Origin of the sequence: Pseudarthrobacter scleromae (genome assembly GCF_014644515.1) — a bacterium.
In the GTDB taxonomy this organism is placed as follows: Bacteria; Actinomycetota; Actinomycetes; order Actinomycetales; family Micrococcaceae; genus Arthrobacter; species Arthrobacter scleromae.
Window position 1 is genome coordinate 338305 of the sequence record NZ_BMKV01000002.1, and the last position, 23014, is coordinate 361318.

Sequence of the window (23014 nt, forward strand, 5' to 3'; positions counted from 1 at the left end):
TTTTCTGCACATCTCCCTCATACTGGTGAGTGACCGGGCTCACGGCTCCCGGATAGTTTTCGACAACGAAGTCAGAAAGGCTGGACATGACACAGCACCGCCGCTACTCGGGTCTCAAGGCCGGCGCCCTTGCAGTTCCCACCATCGCAGCCCTCGCTCTTACCGGCTGCGCAGCCTCCACCGGAACCACCTCCTCCGCTCAGGGATCGCAGGAATTCTCCCTGTCGTTCGCCACCTCCAACACCATTGAGAGCCCTTTCCAGGTTTTGGGGGAGAAGTACATGGAGGCTAACCCGAACGTGAAGATCACGTTCAACCCGCAGCCCAATGACTCCTATGACCAGACCCTGCGCACGCAGCTCCAGGCCGGAAACGCCTCAGACATCGTGGTGACCTCCCCGGGCAGCGGCCAGGGGCGCAGCATCCTTCCGCTGGCGGAGGCCGGGTTCCTTGAGCCCCTGGATGACTCCGCCAAGGACCTCCTGCCGGAAGGCAGCGCCAGCACCTTCGGCCCGGAGGGCAAGGTTTTCGGCCAGGCAACGGCCATCACCGTCTCCGCGCTGGTCACGAACGAGGCCGCGGTTAAAGAGGCCGGAGAGTTCCCCGCGGACTTCACGGCCCTTGAAGAGCAGTGCAAATCCCTCGAATCGTCCGGGAAATCCCTCTTCGCCCTTGCCGGCGCGGCGCCTCCCAACACGGGCCTCACTGCGATGTCCCTCGCAGCCTCCCGCGTCTACGCGGAAGACCCCCAGTGGAACGAAAAGCGCGCAGCCAAGGAAGTTACCTTCGCAGGTTCGGACGGCTGGAAGTCAGCGCTGGAAGCAGTCAACACCCTGAAGGACGCCGGCTGCTTCCAGAAGGGTGCCGCCGGCGCCGGTTTTGACGCCATTACCAAGGGCCTTGCCAGCGGGACGTCACTGGCAGGATTCATCCCGGCCACCAGCTGGAAGCAGCTGCAGTCCGCTGCTGCCGGCTCCGAATTCAACGTGCGCGCGCTTCCGGCTGAAGGCTCGGGCAACGAATACCTGTATGCCAGCGCCAACTACGCCTTCTCCATCAACGCGGCGTCCAAGAACAAGGATGCCGCCAAGGCATTCCTCGAATGGGCCGCCGAACCGGAGCAGACCAAAGCCTTTGCCGAGATCGACGGCGCCCTGCCGGTCAGCGGACTCGACAGCTACGACTTCGACGGCGGCGCCTACAAGAACGTCGGCGACCTGATCAAGGACGGAAAGTACGGACCGCTGCCCAACATCCAGTGGCCCAACTCCGCGGTCTACGACGCACTTGCCACCGGCGTCCAGGGCATCATCACGGGCCAGAAGACCCCTGACCAGGTCCTGCAGGCCATGGACGCAGCCTGGGGACAGTGACAGTTCTCCATCACCAACGGTCCGTCGACTCCAAGGGACAAGCAAGGATTACCATGACTGCGACGATGCAACCCAAGAGCGAAGCAGCTGAAGCACCCCGGCGAGGCGGACGCACCCCGGGGGCGGGCACCAACGCCCGCCCCCGCGGGCGCGGCCTGCAGTTCGGACACTGGTGGTGGGCCCTGCCCGGCATCGCACTCGTTTTCGCCATCCACTACGTAGCCACCGGCATCGGGGGCTTCTTCGCCTTCACCAACTGGACCGGCATTGGCTCGTTCCAGATCGTGGGATGGCAGAACTTCGAAGCCATTTTCAAGGACCCTGCCAAGGTGGGGGCACTGTCCAACACGCTGTTCCTCGCGTTCGGCTCCGTCCTGCTCGGCAATGTCGCCGGGCTCATCATCGCCCTTGGCCTGAACCGGGTCCTGAAGACGCGGTACATCCTCCGGACCCTCTTTTTTATGCCGGTGGTGCTCAGCCCGCTCGCCACCGCCTACATCTGGAAGTACATTTTCGACTTCGACGGACCCATCAACGTCTTCCTCGCCTCGATTGGTGCAGGCGACCTGGCCAAACCCTGGCTTGCTGACCCGCAGTGGGCCATTTGGACCGTACTGGTGGTCCTCGTCTGGGGCACCACTGGCTTCGCCATGGTGATCTTTATGGCCGGACTTGCCGGCGTCCCGGTGGAGGTCGAGGAAGCCGCCGCTATTGACGGCGCAAACCTGTGGCAGCGCTTCCGCAACGTCACGCTCCCGGCCATCCGCCCCGCCGTCGCCATCGCCACCACGCTCGGCATCGTCCAGGGACTCCGGGTCTTCGACCCCATCATGGCGCTGACCGGGGGAGGCCCCGCCGGGGCCACCGAAACACTCGCCACCCAGGTCTACAAGCAGGCGTTCGCACTCGGCAACTTTGGCGGCGGAGCCGCGCTGGCATTGGTGCTCGCCTTCATCATCCTGTTTTTCGCCGTCATCCAGCAGCGGCTGACGCGTACGAGCCCCGAGGATTAACGATGTTCCGCTACACCAAAATCACCGTGCTGCGCGAAGTTGGCCTCTGGGCCCTGGCGCTGATCTTCCTGGCACCCTTCTACTTCCTGGTGACCACGGCACTGAAGCCGGACAGCGAGATGTACACGACGTCGCCACTGGCCCCGCCCAACAGCCCGGATTTCAGCAATTTTGTTGATGTCCTGACCGCCACCGGCAACTCCAACGTGGTCATGGGCCTCGTCAACAGCACCATTATCACCGCAGGCAGCATCGTTGGGCTGATTGCCCTTGGCTCCATCACCGGATACGTCATTTCCCGCAGTACCCGCCGCTGGAGCAAGGCCACGTACTACCTCTTTCTGATTGCCATCATCCTGCCCGGGCAGCTCGGCGCCGTCCCTCTCTACATGGGTGCGCGTGCCATCGGCCTGACGGGCTCGGCCTGGGGCCTGATCGTCCTCTACACCGGCATGCTCCTGCCGCTCTCGATCTTCCTGTACGCCAACTTTTTCCGAGGCCTGGGCACGGACTACGAGGAAGCCGCCACCATTGACGGCGCCACCAAGTCGCAGATCTTCTCCAAGGTGGTGTTTCCCATGATGGCCCCCGCCACGGGAACGGTCACCATCTTCGCCGGACTGATCGTCTGGAATGACTTCTTCACCTCCCTGATCTTCCTGGGAGGCTCGGCCAACCAGACGCTGCCGGTGGCCATGTACTACTACATCGGCTCACTGGTCTCCCAGTGGAACTCAATCTTCGCCATCGTGATTGTGTCCATGGTCCCCATCCTTGCCCTGTTCCTGTTCGCGCAGAAGCGCTTCATCCAAGGCTTTTCCGGCGGCCTGAAGGGCTGACCCTTCGCCGGTCGGCCACCACGCAGCGCTTGAAACGCACCGCGGCGGTCCTCCGCGCCCCAAAACGGGCCATTCCCGCCCGCCGCCATCCCATTTTTGCCCAATTCCCGACATCCCAGGAGACACGCATGTACCAGCTTGCGCCCAACATCGACCTATTGTTCTCGGAGGCCGGCAGCAGCCCTGCAGACCGCGTTCGTGCCGCAGCAGCCGCGGGCTTCGACGCGGTGGAAATGTGGGGTCCCACCGGCAAGGACATCCCCGCACTCAAGGACGCCCTCGAGGAAACCGGGATCCAGCTCACCGCCCAACTTGCCGAACCCCGGATGCAGTTCATGATCCCGCCCAAGGACCACGCTCCCTTCTTCTCGGGCCTCGATGCCGGCGTCGAGGTAGCGCAGCAGCTGGGCTGCCCCCGGATCGTGGTGGGCAGCGGAACCGGCTTCGGCGGGCGGAAGCGGCAGGACCAGCTGGACGAGCTGATCGAGATCTTCACCAAGGGCACAGCGCACATCGCCGGCTCCGGCATCACCCTGGTCCTGGAGCCCGTCAACATCCGGGTGGACCACCCCGGGGCACTCCTTGACCGGACAGCAGAAGCCGTCTACGTCGCCAAGGGCGTCAACTCACCGAATTTCGGAGTCCTCTACGACCTCTACCACTCCACCGTGGAGGGTGAGGACGTGGCCGCCGAGCTAGCCAACGCCGGCGACCTCATCAAGTACGTTCAGATCGCAGATGCCCCCGGCCGCGGCGAGCCCGGTTCCGGGTCCATCGACTGGCCGGCCCGCTTCGAAGACCTGCGGAACAGCGGCTACACCGGCCCGATCGGGCTGGAGTACTACCCCACCATCGACTCGGCAAAGTCGGTGCGGCGCATCCAGGAACTGGTGGCAGGGCGATGAGCGGAAGCCGGTATCCGGACGCCGTAGACGTCGCCATCGTTGGCAGCGGTCCCACGGCCTCGGCTTACGCCCGGATCCTTAGCGAGGAAGCCCCCGGTGCCACCATTGCCATGTTCGAGGTGGGCCCCACAGTCAGCAATCCGCCCGGGGCCCACGTGAAGAACATCGCGGATCCCGAACGCCGCAGCATCGCACAGCGCGCATCGGAAGGTCCCGGCGCCGGCGCTGAAACGGTGAGCTCTCCCGGCGCCGTCAAGAGCGGGGAACGCCGGGCACGCCCCGGAACCTACCTTCTGCAGGACGGGTACGCCTTCCCCGGCGAAGACGGAATGCCCGTCGCTGCCATGTCCAGCAACGTGGGGGGTATGGCCGCGCACTGGACCGCGGCCTGCCCACGGCCGGGAGGCAAGGAGCGCATCCCGTTCCTCGCCGACCTGGAGCAACTCCTGGGCGATGCCGAACGCCTCCTGGGGGTCACCACCCATGCCTTCGACGGTGCCCCGTTCGCGGACCTCGTCCGTAACCGGCTCGCAGCCGCCGTGGATAAGGGCCGCGGCCCCGCCTACCGGGTCCAGCCCATGCCGCTCGCAGTACACCGGCGGGAGGACGGCGCCCTTGCCTGGTCAGGTTCCGACGTCGTGATGGGTGAAGCCACCCGGGAAAACCCGCAGTTTCAACTCTTTGATGAGTCCCTGGTGACCCGTGTGCTGGTGGAAGACGGCGCCGCCGCCGGTATCGAGGTCCAGGACCGCCGCAGCGGGGAGACGCGCAGGGTGGCCGCCCGGTACGTGGTGGTGGGCGGCGACGCCTTGCGCACGCCGCAGTTGCTGTGGGCCTCCGGAATCCGGCCCGACGCCCTTGGCCGGTACCTCAATGACCAGGCTCAGGTGGTCTTCGCGAGCAGGTTGCGTGACGTCCAAGCCGAGATTGCGCCGGCAGCCGCCGGCGGTGCGCTCAGCGAGCAGGCCGGGGTGGCCTGGGTTCCCTACACGGACGAGGCGCCTTTCCACGGCCAGATCATGCAGCTTGACGCATCCCCGATTCCCCTGGCGGACGATGACCCCGTTGTCCCGGGCTCAATCGTGGGGCTTGGTTTGTTCTGTGCCAAAGACCTGCAGCGCGAGGACCGCGTGGCGTTCGACGACGGCGCCCGGGACTCGTACGGAATGCCTGCCATGCGCATCCACTACCGCCTTACGGACCGGGACAAGCAGGTGCTTGAACGCGCCCGGCAGGAAATTGTCCGCCTGGGCAAGGCGGTGGGTGAACCGCTGGACGAGCGCCCGTTCGTCCTTCCGCCGGGGGCATCCCTGCACTACCAGGGGACCACGCGCATGGGGCAGGCGGACGACGGCGAAAGCGTCTGTTCCCCGGACAGCCAGGTATGGCAGGTTCCCCGTCTGTTCGTGGCCGGAAACGGTGTCATTCCCACCGCCACGGCGTGCAATCCGACGCTGACAGCGGTTGCGCTCGCTGTACGCGGAGCGCGGAAAATCGCGCGGGACCTCAGCAACGCTTTACTTACGTCTGAATCAGACATTAGACTGACTAAATAAGGAATAAGTGGCACGTTGCTGCCATTCCGATCAAGCACCGGCATTCGCCCAATCACAAGCGCGCAATGCCGCAGACAAGGAGGTCTCGATGATCGCCGACCGCATTATCGAGCAGGGAACACTCACCACCCAGGACGGCCGGACCGCAGTCGAAGTCCGCATCCCCTGGTACCGCGCCCTTCCGGGCTCATGCATCGCCGGCGCAGCGTTGACGGTTGACGGCGTTGCCGCGCCGGCGGACACGCTGCGCTGGACCATGAACAACCGCACGTTCAGCTTTGACGAGCTCGTGGATGAGACCAGCGAATGGTGGTTCCCGCTGGACTCGGCCGTCCTTTCCGGCGACCTTCCGGTCCAAGACGGCCAGGCCGAGCACGAGGTCCGGGTGGACCTGAAGCTCTATATCCCGTACATCATCACCGACCACGGCGTGCTGCATATCGAAGAGCACGACACCAAGACCATGAAGGTGGCCCAGCGATGACCAGCCTCGGCACGCCTATCCAGGGCGTTACCCTTTATAGCTTCACCCGGGCGTTCCACGCCCGGCAGTACGATCTCGACGGGCTGATCCGCAAGGTGGCGGCGGAAGGTTTTGGTCCCGGCCTGGAAGTTATAGGCTTCTCCAGCCTGCGTGGCTTCCCGGACCGGATCGACGACGCCTTCGTGGGGCAGTTCCGCGATCTTGTGGCCGAGGTGGACCTGGTCCCCACGTCCCTGGCCGTCAATGTTGATACCGGCCTCCGCCGCGACCGGCTGATGAACCACGATGAACTGGTCGACTACATGCGCAGACAGATTGAGGTGGCTGCCCGGCTCGGCTTCCCGATTGCCCGGGTGCAGATCTCGCTGACCCCGGACGCCATGGAGAGCCTGCTTCCGGTGGCCGAGCAGTACGGCGTCACCCTGGCCCTGGAGGTCCATGCGGACCAGCATGGCGCGCACGAACGGATCCTGGCGCTCCGCGACCGCTTTGAGCTGCTTGATTCCCCGCTGCTTGGCTTTACCGCTGACTGGGGGGCCACTGTCACCGGTTTTGCCCCCTCCCTGCTGGAGGCGTACCGCCGCCGCGGAGCTTCGGAGGACCTCCTCCGCCAGGTGGTGGAGCTGTGGAACGGCTTCTACGCCGAGGGTCCGCCCAACACCCAGAAGGTCCACGGCGAACGCTTCGGTGCGTTCATCGGACTGGCAGCCCGCAATGGCCGCCCGGACCTCGGCATCGACTTTGGCATCAACGGAACCGGGCTCTTCGGTCCAGCGCCGCTGGACACCTGGCTGGAGATCATGCCGTGGGTCCGCCACGTTCACGGCAAGTTCTTCGGCATTGACGAGAACGGGGAGGAACCGTCGGTGCCGGTCCGCGGCCTAGTCAAGCAACTCGTGGAGAACGGCTACTCCGGCGCCATCTCCAGCGAATACGAAGGCTGGCACTGGAACAACTGGCAGGACCCGTTCGACATTATCCGCGGCGAACAGGCCGTCCAGCGGTCGGCTGCGGCGGACGCCGGCTCAGCCATGATCACCGACGCCTCAGAAGCACGCCGCATCCTCAACAGCCACCTGGCCCAGCCCGTCCGCGGCTGACCAATGAAGGGACCACACACCATGACAGAAGGCATCGCCGGCTCGGGCATCCAGCTTGGCATCACCCTCTATTCGCTCACCTCGGAATTCGCCGCCGGTATCTACACGCCGGAGACCCTGATCAAGGCCGTCGCCGACGAAGGCCTTGGCCCCGGCGTCGAATTCAACATCGCCCAGATGCTCCGCACCTACCCCGACGTTGACGACGACTTCGTGAAGCTCTGGCGGGACAGCATGGACCGCTACGGCCTGACCCCCAGCGCCGTGGGCACCAACCTGGACATGGGCCGCCGTAAGGACCGGGACATGACGCCGGACGAGGAGTTCGACTTCTTCGCCAGGCAGCTCAAGACCGCCAACACGCTGGGCTTCAACAAGATCGTTATCCGGTCCGCGGGCAAGGACCTGCTCCGCCGGCTGCTTCCGCTGGCCGAGAAGTACGACCAGAAGCTCGGCTACGAGATCCACGCGCCCCAGGGCCCGAACGATCCCAAGATCCTGCAGATCCGCGAGATGTATGAGGAGCTCGGCAGCGACCGCCTCGGGTTCACCGCGGACTTCAGCTCAACCATGCACAGCCTCTCGCCCACGCTGTTCCGCACCCTTACCCAGATGGGGCTGCCGGAGGAGCATTTCGCCGTTATGCAGGACATCTGGCGCAAGCCCCTGCCCATGCAGGAACGCAACCAGGAGTTCGAGGACTATCTGCGGGAGAACAACTTCGACCCTGCCCGGCTGGGGCCGTTCACCCGGCTCGCATTCAACATGCACGGGCTGGTTCCGCCGGAGGAATGGCTGGACATCATGCCGCAGATGTTCCACGTCCACGCCAAGTTCTATGACATCGACGAAAACGGCAATGAGCCCGCCATGGACATCCCCCGGATCGTCCGGCAGTTCGTCAAGGGCGGCTACACCGGCTTCCTCTCCAGCGAATGGGAAGGCCACGCCTTTGCCGACCTGGGCGAATCGGACCCGATCGACCTCGTCAAGAAGCAGCACGCCCTCATGCGGCAGGCCATCGAAGAAGCAGCAGATCCAACTGTCTCCCACCCGACCCTGGTCGAGACTGCGAAGTAAGGAAAACCATGGCTACCCACAACTCCCTGTTCCAGGACGCCGACGTCCGCAGGCACCCCGAGGGCATTTCCGTCTCGGTGCAGCTTCCCTGGTACCGCAGCCTTTGGCTGTCCGCCGTGGATGACGTAGCAGCCACCGTCAATGGGGTGCAGATCCCCAAGGAGGCCCTGCGGTTTGAACTGCAGGGCAAGAGCTACTCCATTGCCGAACTTCCGGACCAGTGGGACACCCTCTGGTTTGTTGCCGACAAGCCGGACATCATCATCCCGCTGGACCGTGTCCCGGACGCAGGCGAGGAAATCGACGTCGAGGTCATCCTCACCCTGCGCCTGCTGTACATGCAGATCGCACCCATGCGCTACGTCGGCAACCGGGTGGCGGTTGAGCGCAAGGTAGTGCTCGCATGAACACCCTGCGCGTGGCCATGATCGGCTACGGCTTTATGGGCGCCGCCCATTCCCAGGGCTGGCGCACGGCCCCACGGGTGTTCGGCCTGCCCGCCGAGCCGGAGATGGCAGTCATCGTTGGCAGGAACGCCGACGCCGTGGCTGCCGCGGCCCAAAAGTGGGGCTGGGCCGAGTCAGCCACTGACTGGCGTGAGGTCATCGCCCGCGACGATATCGACGTCGTGGACATTGTCACCCCCGGCGATTCACATGCCGAGATCGCCATCGCTGCGCTTGAGGCAGGCAAGCACGTCCTGTGCGAAAAGCCGCTCGCCAACACGGTGGCCGAGGCCGAGGCGATGGCCGAAGCCGCGGAACGGGCCGCCGCCCGGGGCGTCAGGGCCATGGTGGGGTTCACGTACCGCAGGGTTCCCGCCGTGACGTTCCTGCGCAACCTGATCGCTGAAGGTGCGGTGGGGACGGTCAACCAGGTGCGCGCCTCCTACCGGCAGGACTGGCTGGTGGACCCGGAGACGCCGCTGGCCTGGCGCCTGCAGAAGGACCACGCCGGGTCCGGTGCGCTGGGGGACATCGGGGCCCACGCCATCGACCTCGCCCAGTTCGTCACGGGGCAGGACGTCACGCAGGTATCCGGTGTCATTGACACCATCGTGAAGGAACGGCCCCGTGTGGAGGGATCCTCCTCGGGTTCCGGGCTCGCGGGCACCGCCGGCAGCGGATACGGCCAGGTGACGGTGGACGATGTCGCCATCTTTACCGGCCGCCTGGAATCCGGTGCGCTGGCATCCTTCGAGGCCACGCGCTTCGCCACCGGACGGAAGAACGCGCTCCAGATTGAGGTCTCCGGGGACAAAGGCGCCCTGGCATTCGACCTGGAGGACCTCAACAGCGTCCAGTTCTACGACCGCACGGCACCCGCAGACCGCCAGGGGTTCAGGAAGATCCTGGTTACCGAGGCCGGGCATCCCTACGTCTCGGCATGGTGGCCGGCCGGCCACATGCTCGGCTACGAACATGGGTTCTCCCACCAGGTCAAGGACCTGGTGGAGGGTATCGTGGGCGGCACCGACCCCCACCCCACGTTCGGCGACGGGCTGAAGGTGCAGCGTGTGCTCGACGCCGTCGAACGCAGTTCCGAGAATGATTCCGCCTGGACCCGGGTCGCTTCCGGCGTCCCCGTCCAGGCCACCTAGGGAGGGAAAATACGTGGCACGACCAATCACCCTGTTCACCGGCCAATGGGCCGACCTGCCGTTCGAGGAAGTGGCCCGGCTCGCAGGCGAGTGGGGCTACGACGGGCTGGAAATCGCCTGCTGGGGTGACCACCTGGACCCTTGGCGCTGGGACGACGACGCCTATGTGCAGGGCAAGCTCGACGTCCTGGAGCGCAACGGCCTCAAGGTGTGGACCATCTCCAACCACCTCAAGGGCCAGGCCGTCTGCGATGATCCCATCGACGAGCGGCACCGCGGAATCCTGCCGGACGTGGTGTGGGGCGATGGCGACCCTGAAGGTGTCCGCCGCCGAGCCGCGGAGGAGCTGAAGAACACAGCCCGGCTTGCCGCCAGGCTCGGCGTGAAGACGGTGACGGGCTTCACGGGCTCTTCCATCTGGAAGTACGTGGCCATGTTCCCGCCCGCCTCCGAGAAGATGGTCGACGCCGGCTACCAGGACTTCGCCGACCGGTGGAATCCCATCCTCGATGTGTTCGACGAGGTGGGGGTCAGGTTCGCCCACGAAGTCCACCCGTCCGAGATCGCGTACGACTACTGGACCACCCAGCGCACCCTGGAGGCCATCGGACACCGTGAGGCGTTTGGCCTGAACTGGGACCCGAGCCATATGGTGTGGCAGGACATCGATCCGGTGGGGTTCTTGTGGGACTTCAAGGACCGCATCTACCACGTGCACTGCAAGGATACGAAGAAGCGGCTGTCCAACGGCCGCAATGGCCGCCTCTCATCGCACCTGGCCTGGGCGGACCCCCGCCGCGGCTGGGATTTCATTTCCACGGGCCACGGCGATGTGCCCTGGGAGGACGCGTTCCGCATGCTCAATTCCATCGGTTACCGTGGCCCGCTGTCCGTGGAGTGGGAGGATGCCGGCATGGACAGGCTGGACGGTGCCCCCGAAGCCCTGGCATTCGTACGCAGGCTGTCCGGCTATGAACCTTCAGCAGCGGCATTCGACGCCGCCTTCAGCACGAAGTAGCACATGCAGCACCAAACAGCACCGCTGCGCAGAACGGCCGGTCCCGGTAAACCCGGGGCCGGCCGTTTCTGTGTGTGTCAGCTGTCTGTTTTCTGTCAGCTGGAGGCCGTGGCCGCCAGCGCTGACTGTGCCAGGGTTGCCTCCGCCAGGGTGAGGTGCCGCCGCGTCATCTCCGTGGGGTCCTTCTGCAACCACTCGTGTCCACCCCACTCGCTGGTCAGTGTGCCGGTGAAGCCGCTCCTGCCCAGCAGGCCGCCCAGGTCCCGCAGCGGCCGGGAAACGCGCCCGCCGTCGTCGTCCAGGTCCCAGAACTTCAGGTGGAAGGCGCCCACCAGGGGGAGGATGTCCTGCAGGTCCGCCGTGCCGCTGCGGCCGAAGCGGATGAGCAGGTTCATGAAGAGGGTGTGGATCCGCGGCGGCACGTTGCCCGAACGCAGCACGGCGGTGATGGCGTTGTGCGTTGCGGGATCGCGCCAGTCATTCTCCAGGCGCGCCATGAGATCCGGGGACAGTCCGCCCTTGCGCATTTCTTCGAGGTAGGTCACGGGAAGGGCGGGCATCAGCATGCTGATATCCACGAGGACCCGCACGCGTTCATCAGCCAGCCGTGCTATCGCGTCAAGGGCCGGAGCGACCGCCGGATTGCCCGGAGCCTGCTGCCCTTGGATTTCCTCGTAGAGCACCAGGTCCAGCTCGTGCAGCAGGGGTTGCAGCAGCATGAGCAGTTCCGTTCCCGCCTGTCCGATCGGGAGCCGGACCCCGCTGGCTCCAACGCGGTGCGCAGCGCGGAGCTGGGGAACCAGGAAATCCAGGCGCTCCTGCAGCGGGCGGCGTTCGACGGGGGAGGTGAAGTCGTCCAAGCTGGCGCCCACGATGCTGATCCGTCCCCGGACCGCGGCGAGGCCGTGGCGCAGTTGGTCCACCTCGGCGTCCTGCGGCGCGGGGAAGGACCGCCAGACCAGTCCCGGCTCAAGCTCAACCGTTTGTGCCACCGAAGCCGCGATGCCAGTCACGATATCGCGGGCCGTCCTGCGGGCGGAGATGATGTCCGGGGCCCAATTGAACGAGCTGGCGCAGAGCGTCCATCCGAACGGAATTTCGGGAGCCATGGGTAGCCTTCCCTTTTATGTCTGTTAGTGACAAACTTATGTCACTTTTAGGATAAAGGATGGAAGCCTTGTTGCAAACAGCTTTACGCGAAGATGCGTTGACCTCCGCTTCGGGCGGCTTCGAACTGCGGGTGGGGCTGCCGTGGATCCGCTCGATGCCCCTGTCCTCCGTGGCGGGGCTGGCGGTGGAAGTCGACGGCGTTCCGGTGGTGGGGCGGGAGCTGGCGGTCGCGCTGGGCGTGCGGCAGGTCCCGGCGGAAGCCCTGCCGAAGGAACCCGGCTGGTGGTTCATCCAGGACAGGCTGGTGCTCGCCGTCCAGCGGCACCTTTCCGGCGGGCCGCATGCGGTCGCGGTCGGTTTCCAGCTGTTGGTGCCCTACCTGCAGGCGCGGCCAGGCACTCCGCTGGTCCTGCCGTTCCGCCTGGAGGCCCTGCTCGAACTTGACGGCGCGCCTGTGCCCAGCGTGTCCCGCGACGTTGCCTGAGGGGGAGCGCCCGGAGTGTCCCGTGGAACCCTAGGCAGGAACTGCCACCCGTTCCGGTGAGGGCCGGCCGCCTGCGAACCAGCGCGGGAAGGTGACATCGAACAGCTGCTCCCGCGCCAGTTCGGCGCCGCCGCGGAGGGGTTCGCGCACGTCATTCACGGAGGGGGTGATCGTCAGGTCCCGGGTGGCGAGCGGCAGCGAGAGCTCGTAAACCCGCTGGCGCACTTCCGCCAGGAACACCTCGCCGGCCGAGCCCATGGCCCCGCCGACCACGATGACTCCAGGGTTGAACATGTTCACCAGGGCCGCGATGGTCTCGCCCGCCACGCGTGCCGACCTCTGAATCAACGAAATGGCCAGCGGGTCGCCGGCCTGGGCCGCCAGGGTGATGTCCTCGAACGTCAGTGCCCCCTTTTCCACCAGCGCCGCCATGGAGCTGGTGGCACCTTCCCGGATGGCCTGTTCCACATCCCTTACCAGGGCCCAGCCGCTGGCGACAGCCTCCAGGCAGCCGATCTTTCCGCAGCGGCACTGCGCTTGGGAGTCAAGCACCCGGACATGGCCGATGTCGCCGGCGGCACCGTTGGCCCCGCGGTGGATCCGGCCCTGGGACAACAGGCCCGCGCCGATTCCCGAGCCGATCTTGCAGTAGATGAGGTCTGCCAGGGATTCGCGGCGGCGGGCACGTTCGCCGAGGGCCAGCAGGTTGACGTCGTTATCCACCCAGACCGGGGCGTTGAAGCGCTCCTCGAAGGGCGTGCGGATGTCGAATCCATTCCACCCGGGCATGATCGGAGGCGACACGGGCTGCCCGGAGGCAAAGTCGACCGGACCGGGAAGTCCCACCACCACAGCCCAGACGGGCACATCGGAATCCTTTTTCAGGACCTCGTCCACGAGGGCCATGACGGCGTCGATGGTCTTCTCCGGCCCTTGGGTGATATCCCAGGTGCGGTGCGTGTGTTCCAGGATGTCCCCGTCAAGCGCGGCCACGCCAACCCGAATATGGGCCGCCCCGAGGGCGCAGATGATGATGCGCCCCTGCTCGGAGCGAAAGCGCAGGGTCCGGGGCGCGCGGCCACCTGAAGAGGCGCCAAATTCCCCCTCGCCGAGGAAGCCGAACTGGATGGCCTGGTCCACGCGCTGGCTGACGACACCCCGGCCGAGGCCCGTAACCTTGCCGATTTCGGGGCGGGTGGTTGCCTCGCCGGTGCGCACCAGGTTGACGATCCGCAGGAGGCTGGTCACTTCATCGGTCTGGGCTCCAAAGCGGAGGGTGGACTCTGTCGTCATGATCACAATTCTCACACACGGAGGCACACTAAGGTGCGGTTAGATGGGACTATAGCCAGAATTTTCCCGACTTATGAATAATAAAAGCATAAGAGGGGGATGCGGCGGGCTTTGGAGCCCGGACCTCGGGTAGCACGACGCCCGGGCATCAGGTCTAATCCAAACATTCTTATGTTGCTTTCAGACTAAAGTGACGTATAATGGAGACGGCGCCGGGGTTCTTTCCGGACCCGTTCTCCGCCGTGATGCTGCGCCGGAGGCACACCACGTCGCGTCGACGGCCCGATCGTTCGGGCAGATCACTATGCCACTTTCACCTTTGAGACTCCGCCTCCTTGTTGTTTCACTGCTCTCGGTCTCCTTCCTCGGCGCCCTGGACCACACAGTGGTGTCCACGTCGCTGGCCACCATTGCCGGTGAACTGGGCGCGCTGACGCTGATGAGCTGGGTTGTGGTGGGCTACACGCTCGCCAGCACCGTGCTGCTGCCAGTACTCGGCAAACTCGGTGATGTCCTGGGGGCGCGCCGCATCTTCCTCGGTTCGCTCGTGATGTTCCTTGCCGCCTCCCTGGCCTGCGGTTTCGCCGCCGACATGACCTGGCTCATCGCCGCACGCGTCCTGCAGGGCATGAGCTCAGCAGGCCTGCAGCTGATGTCCCAGACCATCATTGCCCGCGTCACCACCCAGCGTGAGCGGCCGCGCTATATGGCCATCATCGGCGCAGCTTTCCCTATAGCCATCCTGGTGGGCCCGGTGCTCGGCGGTGCCATCACCGATTACTGGGGCTGGCAGTGGGTTTTCTGGATCAACATCCCGGTGGGTGCCGCGGCGCTGGCCCTCGCACTCGTCGCGGTTCCGCACCTGGAGCCCGTCCCCATGCCCCGCCACTTCGATATTGCAGGGGCAGCTGTGTTCACCACCGCGCTGGTGGCGCTGGTACTGGCTGTCTCGTGGGCCGCCGAAAGCAGCGGAGGCCTTGCCACCGCTGCTGCGCTCGCGGTGAGCATCGCCGGCTTCATCGCCTTCTTCCTGATCGAGCGGCGGGCGGCGGAGCCCATGGTGCCGCTCCACTTCTTCGCCAACCGAACAATTGCGGCGGGCACGGCACTTTCGGCGATTATCGGCGTCGGCCTCTTCTCCATCACCGCGTACCTGCCCACGTACTTCCAAATGGCGTACCAGACCACTGCCACGGTGTCCGGGCTTGTTCCCATAGCAACGGTGTTCGGCATGCTGATCAGCAACCTGCTCACCGGCTGGCTGGCCAGCCGGACAGGGCGGTACCGGATTTTCCCCATCCTGGGAACCTCAATGGGGGCCGTCGGGCTCTTTGTGATGGCGTTGCTGCCCGCCGGGCTTCCACTGTGGGCTCCCATGATTGTGATGGGTGTGGTGGGTATGGGCACAGGGGCCTTCATGAGCCTGATCGTTGCAGTAGTCCAGGGAGCTGCACCGGCAAGCCAGACCGGCACCATCACCGCCACCATCAACCTGGTGCGGCAGATCGGTTCAACAGTGGCGACGGCCATCATTGGCGGAGTGATCGGCTTTGGTGTCGCGGCGCTTCTGCCGTCAAGCCTTGACGCGGCCACGCTGACCCCGCAGCTGGTCCACGCGGCGGCGCCGGAAGTCCAGGCCGGCGTCGCCCAGATCTACAGCTCGGTCTTTACGCCCATCTTCATCGCCCTGGCAGCCGTCTACGCCCTGGGCATTGTTGCGGCGGTCCTGCTTCCGCACGGCCGGCTTTCCGACGACCCCGTACCCGCTCCCGAAGCACCGTCCACCTCCCTTTCGGCCTGATCTCAAAGGAGACATCATGTCCAACCCCACTATCGCCATTGTCGGCAGCGGACCCATCGGTTCCACCTACGCACGCCTGCTCCTGGAGCATGTACCGAACGCGCGGGTGGTGATGTTCGAGGCCGGGCCGCAACTCACCGACGTTCCCGGCGAAAGCGTCCGCAACATCCCCGACCCCGCCGAGAAGGCGCGTGCCCGGGAGATGTCGCAGGGGCCGCAGGCAGGGGCCTACCGCGAGTCGCTCGGGATCCCCGCAGCCACCGTCACCGAGGGCATGTTCACCGCCCGCCAGGGGACCCACCTGCTGGACTTCGGCGGCGCGGGTTCGGCGCACGCCCCGTCCTTCCCGGCCGCGGCTGCGGCAACCAACGTGGGAGGCCAGGGCGCGCACTGGACCTGCGCGACGCCGTCGCCCGCCTTCAGCGAAAAGGTTCCGTTCATCGCTGATGATGAGTGGGACGGCCTCATTGAGGACGCCAAGCAGCTGCTCCACGTCCACAGCGCCGCGTTCGCTGACTCCAAAGTTGGCGAGGCGATCCGCTCGCTCCTGGACGAAGAGTTCGGCGCGGAACTGCCGGGCGGCTACGGTGTGGGCACCCTTCCGGTGGCCGGGGACCCGCAGCCTGACGGATCCGTGCGCTGGGCGGGTGCCGACGTCGTCCTCGGCCCGCTGATCGATCAGGACAGCCCGCTCTCGAAGCGGTTTGAACTGCGCGACCTCACCCTGGTCCGCCGCGTGGAGCTGGACGGACGCCGCGTCACAGGGATCACCGTCCAGGACCTCCGGACGGGGGAGGCGTCCTTTGTGCCGGCGGACATCGTTGTGGTGGCCGCCGACGCCTTCCGCTCCCCGCAGCTGCTGTGGGTCTCGGGCGTCCGGCCCAAGGCGCTGGGGCACTACCTGACCGAACACCCCGTGGTCATCTCCACAGTGGCGCTCGACGCCGAAAAGATGGAGCGGTACGCCACCGGGGAGGACCTTGAGGCCGAACTGGCGCGGCGTGCACACAACCCGGCGGATCCGGTGGCGGCAGTGAACCGCATCCCGTTCTCCGAGCCCGAGCATCCCTTCTCCGTCCAGGTCATGTACTCAGAATCCACTCCGTTCCCCATGGAACCGGGCACACCGTACGCCGAGAACCGCTGGGGCTACGTCAACATGGGCTACGGCATGCGCAAGCACCCGCGCTACGAGGACGCGGTCACCTTCGACGACAATGAGCCGGACTACCGTGGCTTCCCGAACATGACCATTGAGTACGCACTCACCGAACGGGAAGAGAAGGAGATTGCCGAGGCCACCGAGCGGCTGCGGCGTGCCGGCAAAGCCCTGGGCGCCTTTGTTGCCGAGCCCAGGCTGATGCCGAACGGCTCCAGCCTGCACTACCAGGGCACCATGCGGATGGGCCAGGCCGACGACGGTACTTCCGTGGCGGATCCGTGGTCGCGTGTGTGGGGTTACGAGAACCTGGTGGTGGGTGGGAATGCGCTGATTCCGACGGCGACTGCCATGAATCCCACGCTGATGAGTGTGGCCATCGCGGTGCGCGGCGCCCGGAAAATCGCTGCGGAGCTTGGGTCCTGACCTGCGAATGCGCCTGGCCGGAGCGCGGTCCAGGGGGCACGGATAACCTGTGGGTATGAAGAACCTGGACCTCAACCTCCTGCCCCACCTGCAGGTCCTGCTGGAACTGCGGAATGTTTCCCGGGCAGCTGAAAGGCTCCAGCTCAGCCAGCCGGCCACCAGCGCGGCGATGGCCCGGCTCCGGCGCCATTTCGATGACGAACTCCTGGTCCGGAACGGCCGCACCTACGAGCTCACACCCTTCGCGCAGTCCCTGGTCCCGCTTGTTGATGAAGCCATGCTGCACATCCAGCGGGCCACCCGGGTGCGGTCCGGGTTCGATCCCGCCACCAGCGAGCGGGAATTCATCATTGCTGCCTCCGACTACGCAGCGGCCCTGATCGTGGGCCCGCTGCGGGGCATCCTGCGGGGTGAGGCTCCCGGCGTGTCCGTGGACTTCGTTCCCACGGCCAAGTCCGGCATCCAGGGCCAGATGGCCGACTATTCGAAGATCGACCTGCTGGTGGGACCCACGGGCTACCAGATGCAGGGGGCCAGCAAGCAGTTGTTCCGGGACAGCTTCATGGCCGTGGCCGACGCCGGCAACCCCCTGCTCCAGCAGCCCCGCCTTACCCTGGCTGACCTGGCCAAAGTTCCCCACGCCGTCGGCTACTTCGGCGAAGGCGTGAGCACCCCGGCGGACAAGCTGTTCGAGTCCCGGGGCATCCAGCGCCGGGTTGCCGCCGTGGTGGCAGGCTTCCTGTCCCTGCCGCTCCTGGTGGAAGGCACGGACCTCGTGGCTATGGTGCCGGCGATGCTGGCCGCGCGGGCGCAGCGTGGGGCGAACATCGCCGTGTTGAGGTTTGCCGATGGCGCGGAGGCTTCCCTGGTGGAGGCGATGTACTGGCACCCGTCGCAGGCCGAGGACCCGGCCAGCGTATGGCTGCGTTCGGTGGTGCAGCGTTCCTGCGCGCGGCTGCAGGAACTCTTCCCTGTCAACGCCCACCCGGTGGCCATCCACCCCTCGGATACCCCCTAGGGCCTCGGCTTGTTCGCGCCGCAGGAGGGGGTACCCTGCGTGGTCTTCCACCCGTGACCGGCACGTTGCGCAGTCGTAGACTCGTGCTGGACACGAGCCGTGCAGCGAATCAAACAAACCCAGGAGGACTGCGATGAGCAATGCAAACACCAGCGCTGAGGCGGCGGCCGCCGCGCAGGCCCTGTTCAGGATCGGCCTGGGAGGGGTGCTCGTCGCTCACGGAACCCAGAAACTCTTCGGCTGGTTTGGCGGGGGAGGCGTTGAAGGTACCAGCAAGGGCATGCACGCCATGGGATTCCGGCCCGCAAAACCCAGCGCCGTCCTGGCTGGCGTAGGCGAAGCGGGCGCAGGGTTTGCCCTGGCGCTGGGGCTGGGCACCCCAGCTGCCGGCGCAGCTGCGGCAACCACGATGGGCGTCGCGGCCAGTGTCCACGCCCCGAACGGTTTCTTCGCCACCGAGGGCGGTCTGGAGTACCCGGCCGTGCTGGGCCTGGCAGCAGCAGCGTTCACGATCGGCGGCTCCGGGCCATATTCCCTGGATGCCCTCACCGGCCATGTCCTGGACCGGCCCTGGATGCGGATCACCGCGATGGCCGTTATCCCCACAGCCATCGCACTTCAGATTTCCCGCCGGCGCAAAGCCCTGGCCGAGGACGCTGCTGCAGCCGACGGTGCGGCACCGGCCGCAGGTACTGCCGGGGAAGGAAGCTGACCCGGTTCCACGCAGGCTGGCCGGCGAAGCTGCCGGGGGCGTCCGGGAAGACTAACGCAAGGAGTCAGAGACAGACTTAGCCCCGCCGTGACCGGACTGGCCGCCGTCCACCGGGATCTCGGCCCCGGTCACGAACGAAGACAAGGGGCTGAGGAGGAACAGCACGACGCCAGCCACCTCCTCCACTGTTCCCGTGCGGCCCAGCGGGGTTTCGGCCAGGGTGGCCTGCCGGAACTCCGGCTTGGCGCCGGCCGTCATGGGCGTTTCGACGAAGCCGGGGTGGACGGTGTTTACCCGGATGCCGCACGGGCCGAGTTCCATGGCCGCAACCTGTGAAAGCCCGCGGAGGGCCCATTTACTGGCCGTGTAAGCCACAGGGTAGTGCGCTGTCAGCCCTGCAACGGACCCGACGTTCACAATCGAAGACCCGCTCCGCATCAGCGGCAATAGGGACTGAATACCCAGCAGGGCGCCGGCCACGTTGATGTCGTAAACCTTGTGCAGGTCGGCCACGCCGGCTTCCAGCAGCCGGCTCCGTTGGGTGATGCCTGCGTTGTTGACCAGACCGTCCACCCGCCACCCCTGCGACTGGATCCAGGCAACGAGTTCGGCCCACGCGGCAGGGTCCGAGACGTCCAGCCGCCGGTATGCAAGCGAGCCGCCCGAGGACGGTGTAGCCGCCGCCAGCTCCGCTGGGATGCCTGTGGCGAGGTCGGTGGCGATGACCCGTGCCCCGGCCTCCGCCAGCATCCGTGCTTCGGCAGCGCCCTGTCCCTGGCCGGCCCCGGTGACCACCACCGTCCGGCCCCCGAGGTGAAGCGAAACCACTTAGGCCTGGGAAGCAACTGCAAAGGCGACCCGGTTGCGCGGGCGGACGCGTGCAGCCACCCGGGTCACGGCCTCGCGCCGGTCACCGACCGTGTTTTCGATGCTGCCGATGCCTTCCACGGTCATGCGGACAACGTCCCCCGTCTTCAGCGGCGGGGGAGTCTTGGCACCGTTACGTCCCCAGAGTTCGCCGAGGCAGCCGCTGCCGCAGGTGCCGGAGCCAAGGACGTCGCCGGGCCGGACCACGGAGTCCTGGGAGGCGTATGCCACCAGTTCGGCGAACGGCCACCCCATATTGGACAGCAGGTCCTGACCGATGGCTTCCCCGTTGACCTTCACCGCCATGGAGATCGGCAGGAACCCTTCGGCGTCGTGCCGGTCCTCAAACTCATCCGCGGTGACAATCCAGGGCCCCAGGGTGTTGGCGAAATCCTTGCCCTTGCACGGGCCCAGGCTGACCTTCATCTCGCGGCGCTGCAGGTCCCGCGCGGACCAGTCGTTGAGCACGGTGTAGCCGAAGATGTGCCGGTGCGCCTCTTCTGCCGTGAGGTTCCGGCCGTCGCTCCCCGGGACACGGCCGACGACGGCGGCCACTTCCGTTTCAAAGTCCAGGTCCTCGCAGCCCGCCGGAATACCGATCACCTCACCGGTGCCGGTTACCGTGTGCGGGTTCGTGAAGTAGAACGTGGGCGCCTCGTACCATTCAGGCATAACGCCTGCCATGCCGTCGATGCTCATCCGCATCCCTTCGACGTGTTCCTCAAAGGTCACAAAGTCGCGGATGGTGGCGGGCACCAGCGGAGCGAGCAGCTCCACGTCCGCAAGCGGAACGGCAGGGCTGGACCCGATGGTGTCCCGGGCGAGGCCCAGCGTTTCTTCCAGCCCGGCGTCCAGGAGGGTCTGGACACCCTGGCCTGCCGGCAGGGGGTAGCAGTTAACGCCATCGACGAAGCCGGACTGCGTGCCGCCGTCGAAATTCCAGCGTGCAATCTTCACCATGGGAGTTGTTCCTTAAACAGTAGGGCGTTGTGAGAGTGCGGCAGCCGCCGCGAGGCCGAGGGCAGCAGCATTGCCGGTCAGCATGCTGGCTTCGTCCTTCGCGGAAAGCTGCGCCTCGATGACCTCGGCAACCGGGCGTTCGGAGCCCATGTCGAACGGGTAGTCCGAGCCGAGCAGCACCTGCTCCGGGCCCGCGGCCGCCACCAGTGCCCGCAGCTCGCCGGCGCTGTGGACCAGGGAATCGAAGTAGAGCTTCTTCAGGTACGACGACGGCGGCTGGGCACAGCCATGTGCCTCCGGCCGGACTTTCCAGGCATGGTCCGAGCGGCCCAGGGTGGTGGGAAGATAGCCGCCGCCGTGCGCGGCCAGAACCTTCAGGCCAGGGTGCCGGTCCAGGACCCCGCTGAAGATGAGGTGGGACAGGGCAACCGCATTTTCTGCGGGCTGGGAGACAGTGTTGGCAAGGTAGAACCGGTCCAGCCGCTCATCAAGGGAGCAACCAAAGGGATGGAGGAAAATAACAGCGCCCAGTTCCTCTGCCCGGCTCCAAAACGGTTCCAACCGCGGATCGGACAATTCAACGGTGCTGCGTTCCGGACTTCCAGGAGTAGCCGCGAATGATCCGATTTCCACACCAAGCAGCCCGCACTCCAGGACCGCGTGCTCCAGTGCCTCCACCATGAGTGCGGGGTGCTGGAGCGGAACCAGGCCCAGGCCGTTGAGGCGTTCCGGGGCGCGGTCAACGAACTCCCGTACTGCCTGGTTGGCGGCCTTCGCCACCTGCAGCGACAGGCCTTCCCCCGCGAAGTAGTAGAAGTGCGACGGCGACGGCGAGACCAGCTGCACGTCCACGCCTTGGGCATCCATGTCCGTGAGCCGGCGGTCGAGGTCTGTCAGCTGCGGCCATCGCTCTTTGACCATCCGGCCTGAAATGGCCATGGAATCAGCCCCGTGGCGCAGCACCTCCAGCGACTGCTGGGCCCCGAAGCCCTCGGGGTCGGCTTCGGCGACCATCTGCTGCAGGGCCGGAAGCAGGACGTGGGCGTGGACGTCCACGGTAGGGCTGGACGCCTCGTTGATGGAGCTGTTGCTCATGCAGGTTCCTTCACCATGACGGACACCGAATGCACCAAGCCCGGGACATCGGCGTCGCGGACACCGTCCAGCATCCACTGGCCCAGCTGGACGGATGCGTTGACCACTGCCTTGGCCCGGTCCAGCCGGCGGTCGGTGAACTCCTTCCAGACAGTTTCAGTGACCTCGTCGGCCTTGATCAAAAGTTCGGCGAGCACGGCCGCGTCCTCGAGCGCCATGGCAGCCCCTTGGGCCACCGTGGGCGGGCAGCTGTGGGCGGCATCGCCGATGATCACGGTGCGGCCACGGTTCCAGGGCCCGTCCACCAAGTGCGTGGTGAACCACGTGTAGTTGATGCGGGCACTGTGGTCCAGGTTCGAGCGGATCTCATTCCACGGTCCGCCGTAGGCCGCGGCAAGTTCGGACATGATCCGCGGGCCGTCCTCGTGCCGGCGCTCCTGCGCCCGCTCCACCAGGTAGGCGTAGATGGTGTCCGGGCCGGTGGGGCAGTAGCCGGCGATGAAGCAGGGGCCGCCGTAGGTGAGGTCCGTGCGGACCACGTCGGCGGGACGTTCCACGAAGGCACGCCAGATGCCCATCCCGGTGGACTTGGGTTCAGTGTCGATGCCAATGGCTTTGCGTACGGCTGAGTGCAGGCCGTCGGCGCCGATCAGGAGATCGTAGCGGGCTGTGTTGCCGTCGGCGGTGCTCACGGTGACGGAGCCGCCGTCGTCCGTTATTCCGGTGAGAGTCTTACCGTAGCTGATCCTGGCGCCGGCCTGCTCCGCCCGGTCCCGGAGGATGGCGGTCAGGTCGGGGCGGTACATGCCCAGGGTGGCCGGCAGGTCGTCGCCGCCGGTCCGCATGTCGTCCAGGACTGCAATGACGGTGCCGGCAGGGTCCGGAGCCCGCAGTCCGAGGGTGCTGAATGCGTAACCCTTCGCCTCGATCTGCTCCCAGACGCCGAGCTGGCGCAGGACCCGAAGGGCATTCCCCTGCAGGGTGATTCCGGATCCGAGCGTCTGTGGGGCGTCGGCCTTCTCAAGCACTTCCACGTGGATTCCGGCGTCGGCCAGGAGGATGGCTGCGGTCAGTCCCGCGGCTCCCGCCCCGACGATTCCGACGTTCTGTACTGCTGCCAT

Annotated in this window: 22 protein-coding genes; 16 read left to right on the forward strand and 6 right to left on the reverse strand. The window is 66.1% G+C overall.

The window, feature by feature from the left end:
• Positions 1–86: 86 nt before the first annotated feature.
• The 11 genes from IEX33_RS06445 to IEX33_RS06495 all read left to right on the forward strand — a co-directional run bounded on the left by IEX33_RS06445 (position 87) and on the right by IEX33_RS06495 (position 10968).
• The gene (locus IEX33_RS06445; RefSeq protein WP_188728700.1) at positions 87–1373 is read left to right on the forward strand and encodes an ABC transporter substrate-binding protein; all 1287 of its coding nucleotides are present in this window, start codon (positions 87–89) and stop codon (positions 1371–1373) included.
• A gap of 53 nt (positions 1374–1426) precedes the next feature.
• Positions 1427–2386, forward strand: coding sequence for a carbohydrate ABC transporter permease (locus IEX33_RS06450; RefSeq protein ID WP_188728702.1), 960 nt, complete (start codon positions 1427–1429; stop codon positions 2384–2386).
• A 2-nt stretch (positions 2387–2388) separates the two neighbouring features.
• Positions 2389–3225, forward strand: coding sequence for a carbohydrate ABC transporter permease (locus tag IEX33_RS06455; protein WP_188728704.1), 837 nt, complete (start codon positions 2389–2391; stop codon positions 3223–3225).
• Positions 3226–3353: 128 nt separating this feature from the next.
• Complete coding sequence (locus IEX33_RS06460; protein WP_188728706.1) at positions 3354–4130, forward strand: TIM barrel protein; 777 nt, start codon at positions 3354–3356, stop codon at positions 4128–4130.
• Positions 4127–5686 (forward strand): GMC oxidoreductase, encoded by a 1560-nt coding sequence (locus tag IEX33_RS06465; RefSeq protein WP_188728708.1) that lies wholly within the window; start codon positions 4127–4129, stop codon positions 5684–5686. Before IEX33_RS06460 ends, IEX33_RS06465 begins: the two co-directional genes overlap by 4 nt.
• A gap of 88 nt (positions 5687–5774) precedes the next feature.
• Entirely contained in the window at positions 5775–6170 is a 396-nt protein-coding gene (locus IEX33_RS06470; protein WP_188728710.1) for a C-glycoside deglycosidase beta subunit domain-containing protein, read from the forward strand.
• Positions 6167–7270, forward strand: coding sequence for a sugar phosphate isomerase/epimerase family protein (locus IEX33_RS06475; protein WP_188728712.1), 1104 nt, complete (start codon positions 6167–6169; stop codon positions 7268–7270). The genes IEX33_RS06470 and IEX33_RS06475 overlap by 4 nt, the downstream gene beginning before the upstream one ends.
• A 21-nt stretch (positions 7271–7291) precedes the next feature.
• Positions 7292–8350, forward strand: a complete 1059-nt coding sequence (locus tag IEX33_RS06480) for a sugar phosphate isomerase/epimerase family protein (protein WP_188728714.1) — start codon at positions 7292–7294, stop codon at positions 8348–8350.
• Between the two features lie 8 nt (positions 8351–8358).
• Positions 8359–8757 carry a C-glycoside deglycosidase beta subunit domain-containing protein gene (locus IEX33_RS06485; RefSeq protein ID WP_188728716.1) on the forward strand — a complete coding sequence of 133 codons (399 nt, stop codon included), beginning with the start codon at positions 8359–8361 and terminating at the stop codon, positions 8755–8757.
• Positions 8754–9950, forward strand: a complete 1197-nt coding sequence (locus IEX33_RS06490; RefSeq protein WP_188728719.1) for a Gfo/Idh/MocA family protein — start codon at positions 8754–8756, stop codon at positions 9948–9950. The genes IEX33_RS06485 and IEX33_RS06490 overlap by 4 nt, the downstream gene beginning before the upstream one ends.
• A 13-nt stretch (positions 9951–9963) precedes the next feature.
• Positions 9964–10968: a sugar phosphate isomerase/epimerase family protein gene (locus IEX33_RS06495; protein ID WP_188728721.1), complete on the forward strand. Its 1005-nt coding sequence runs from the start codon at positions 9964–9966 to the stop codon at positions 10966–10968.
• A 95-nt stretch (positions 10969–11063) separates the two neighbouring features.
• Here the strand turns inward: IEX33_RS06495 and IEX33_RS06500 are convergent, their stop codons facing one another.
• A complete protein-coding gene (locus IEX33_RS06500; protein WP_188728724.1) occupies positions 11064–12077 on the reverse strand; it encodes a restriction endonuclease subunit R in 1014 nt (337 codons plus the stop codon).
• Between the two features lie 59 nt (positions 12078–12136).
• Here IEX33_RS06500 and IEX33_RS06505 point away from each other — a divergent pair, with 59 nt between their 5' ends.
• Positions 12137–12562 carry a C-glycoside deglycosidase beta subunit domain-containing protein gene (locus IEX33_RS06505; protein WP_229675260.1) on the forward strand — a complete coding sequence of 142 codons (426 nt, stop codon included), beginning with the start codon at positions 12137–12139 and terminating at the stop codon, positions 12560–12562.
• A 30-nt stretch (positions 12563–12592) separates the two neighbouring features.
• Here the strand turns inward: IEX33_RS06505 and IEX33_RS06510 are convergent, their stop codons facing one another.
• The gene (locus tag IEX33_RS06510) at positions 12593–13855 is read right to left on the reverse strand and encodes an ROK family protein (RefSeq protein WP_188728726.1); all 1263 of its coding nucleotides are present in this window, start codon (positions 13853–13855) and stop codon (positions 12593–12595) included.
• A 304-nt stretch (positions 13856–14159) separates the two neighbouring features.
• Here IEX33_RS06510 and IEX33_RS06515 point away from each other — a divergent pair, with 304 nt between their 5' ends.
• The 4 genes from IEX33_RS06515 to IEX33_RS06530 all read left to right on the forward strand — a co-directional run bounded on the left by IEX33_RS06515 (position 14160) and on the right by IEX33_RS06530 (position 18971).
• Positions 14160–15656: an MFS transporter gene (locus IEX33_RS06515; protein WP_188728727.1), complete on the forward strand. Its 1497-nt coding sequence runs from the start codon at positions 14160–14162 to the stop codon at positions 15654–15656.
• Positions 15657–15672: 16 nt separating this feature from the next.
• On the forward strand, positions 15673–17241 hold the full coding sequence (locus IEX33_RS06520; protein ID WP_188728729.1) for a GMC oxidoreductase: 1569 nt from the start codon (positions 15673–15675) through the stop codon (positions 17239–17241).
• A 55-nt stretch (positions 17242–17296) separates the two neighbouring features.
• Positions 17297–18259 carry a LysR family transcriptional regulator gene (locus IEX33_RS06525; RefSeq protein ID WP_188728731.1) on the forward strand — a complete coding sequence of 321 codons (963 nt, stop codon included), beginning with the start codon at positions 17297–17299 and terminating at the stop codon, positions 18257–18259.
• A 133-nt stretch (positions 18260–18392) separates the two neighbouring features.
• Positions 18393–18971: a DoxX family protein gene (locus IEX33_RS06530; protein ID WP_188728733.1), complete on the forward strand. Its 579-nt coding sequence runs from the start codon at positions 18393–18395 to the stop codon at positions 18969–18971.
• Between the two features lie 51 nt (positions 18972–19022).
• On the opposite strand, the gene IEX33_RS06535 is transcribed toward IEX33_RS06530, so the two are convergent.
• Genes IEX33_RS06535 through IEX33_RS06550 form a run of 4 tightly spaced genes read right to left on the reverse strand, consistent with a single transcriptional unit; the run spans position 19023 to position 23014 of the window.
• Positions 19023–19799, reverse strand: a complete 777-nt coding sequence (locus IEX33_RS06535) for an SDR family NAD(P)-dependent oxidoreductase (RefSeq protein WP_188728735.1) — start codon at positions 19797–19799, stop codon at positions 19023–19025.
• Entirely contained in the window at positions 19800–20798 is a 999-nt protein-coding gene (locus tag IEX33_RS06540) for a fumarylacetoacetate hydrolase family protein (protein ID WP_188728737.1), read from the reverse strand.
• A gap of 12 nt (positions 20799–20810) precedes the next feature.
• Entirely contained in the window at positions 20811–21893 is a 1083-nt protein-coding gene (locus IEX33_RS06545; protein ID WP_188728739.1) for an amidohydrolase family protein, read from the reverse strand.
• Complete coding sequence (locus IEX33_RS06550) at positions 21890–23014, reverse strand: FAD-dependent monooxygenase (RefSeq protein WP_188728740.1); 1125 nt, start codon at positions 23012–23014, stop codon at positions 21890–21892. Before IEX33_RS06550 ends, IEX33_RS06545 begins: the two co-directional genes overlap by 4 nt.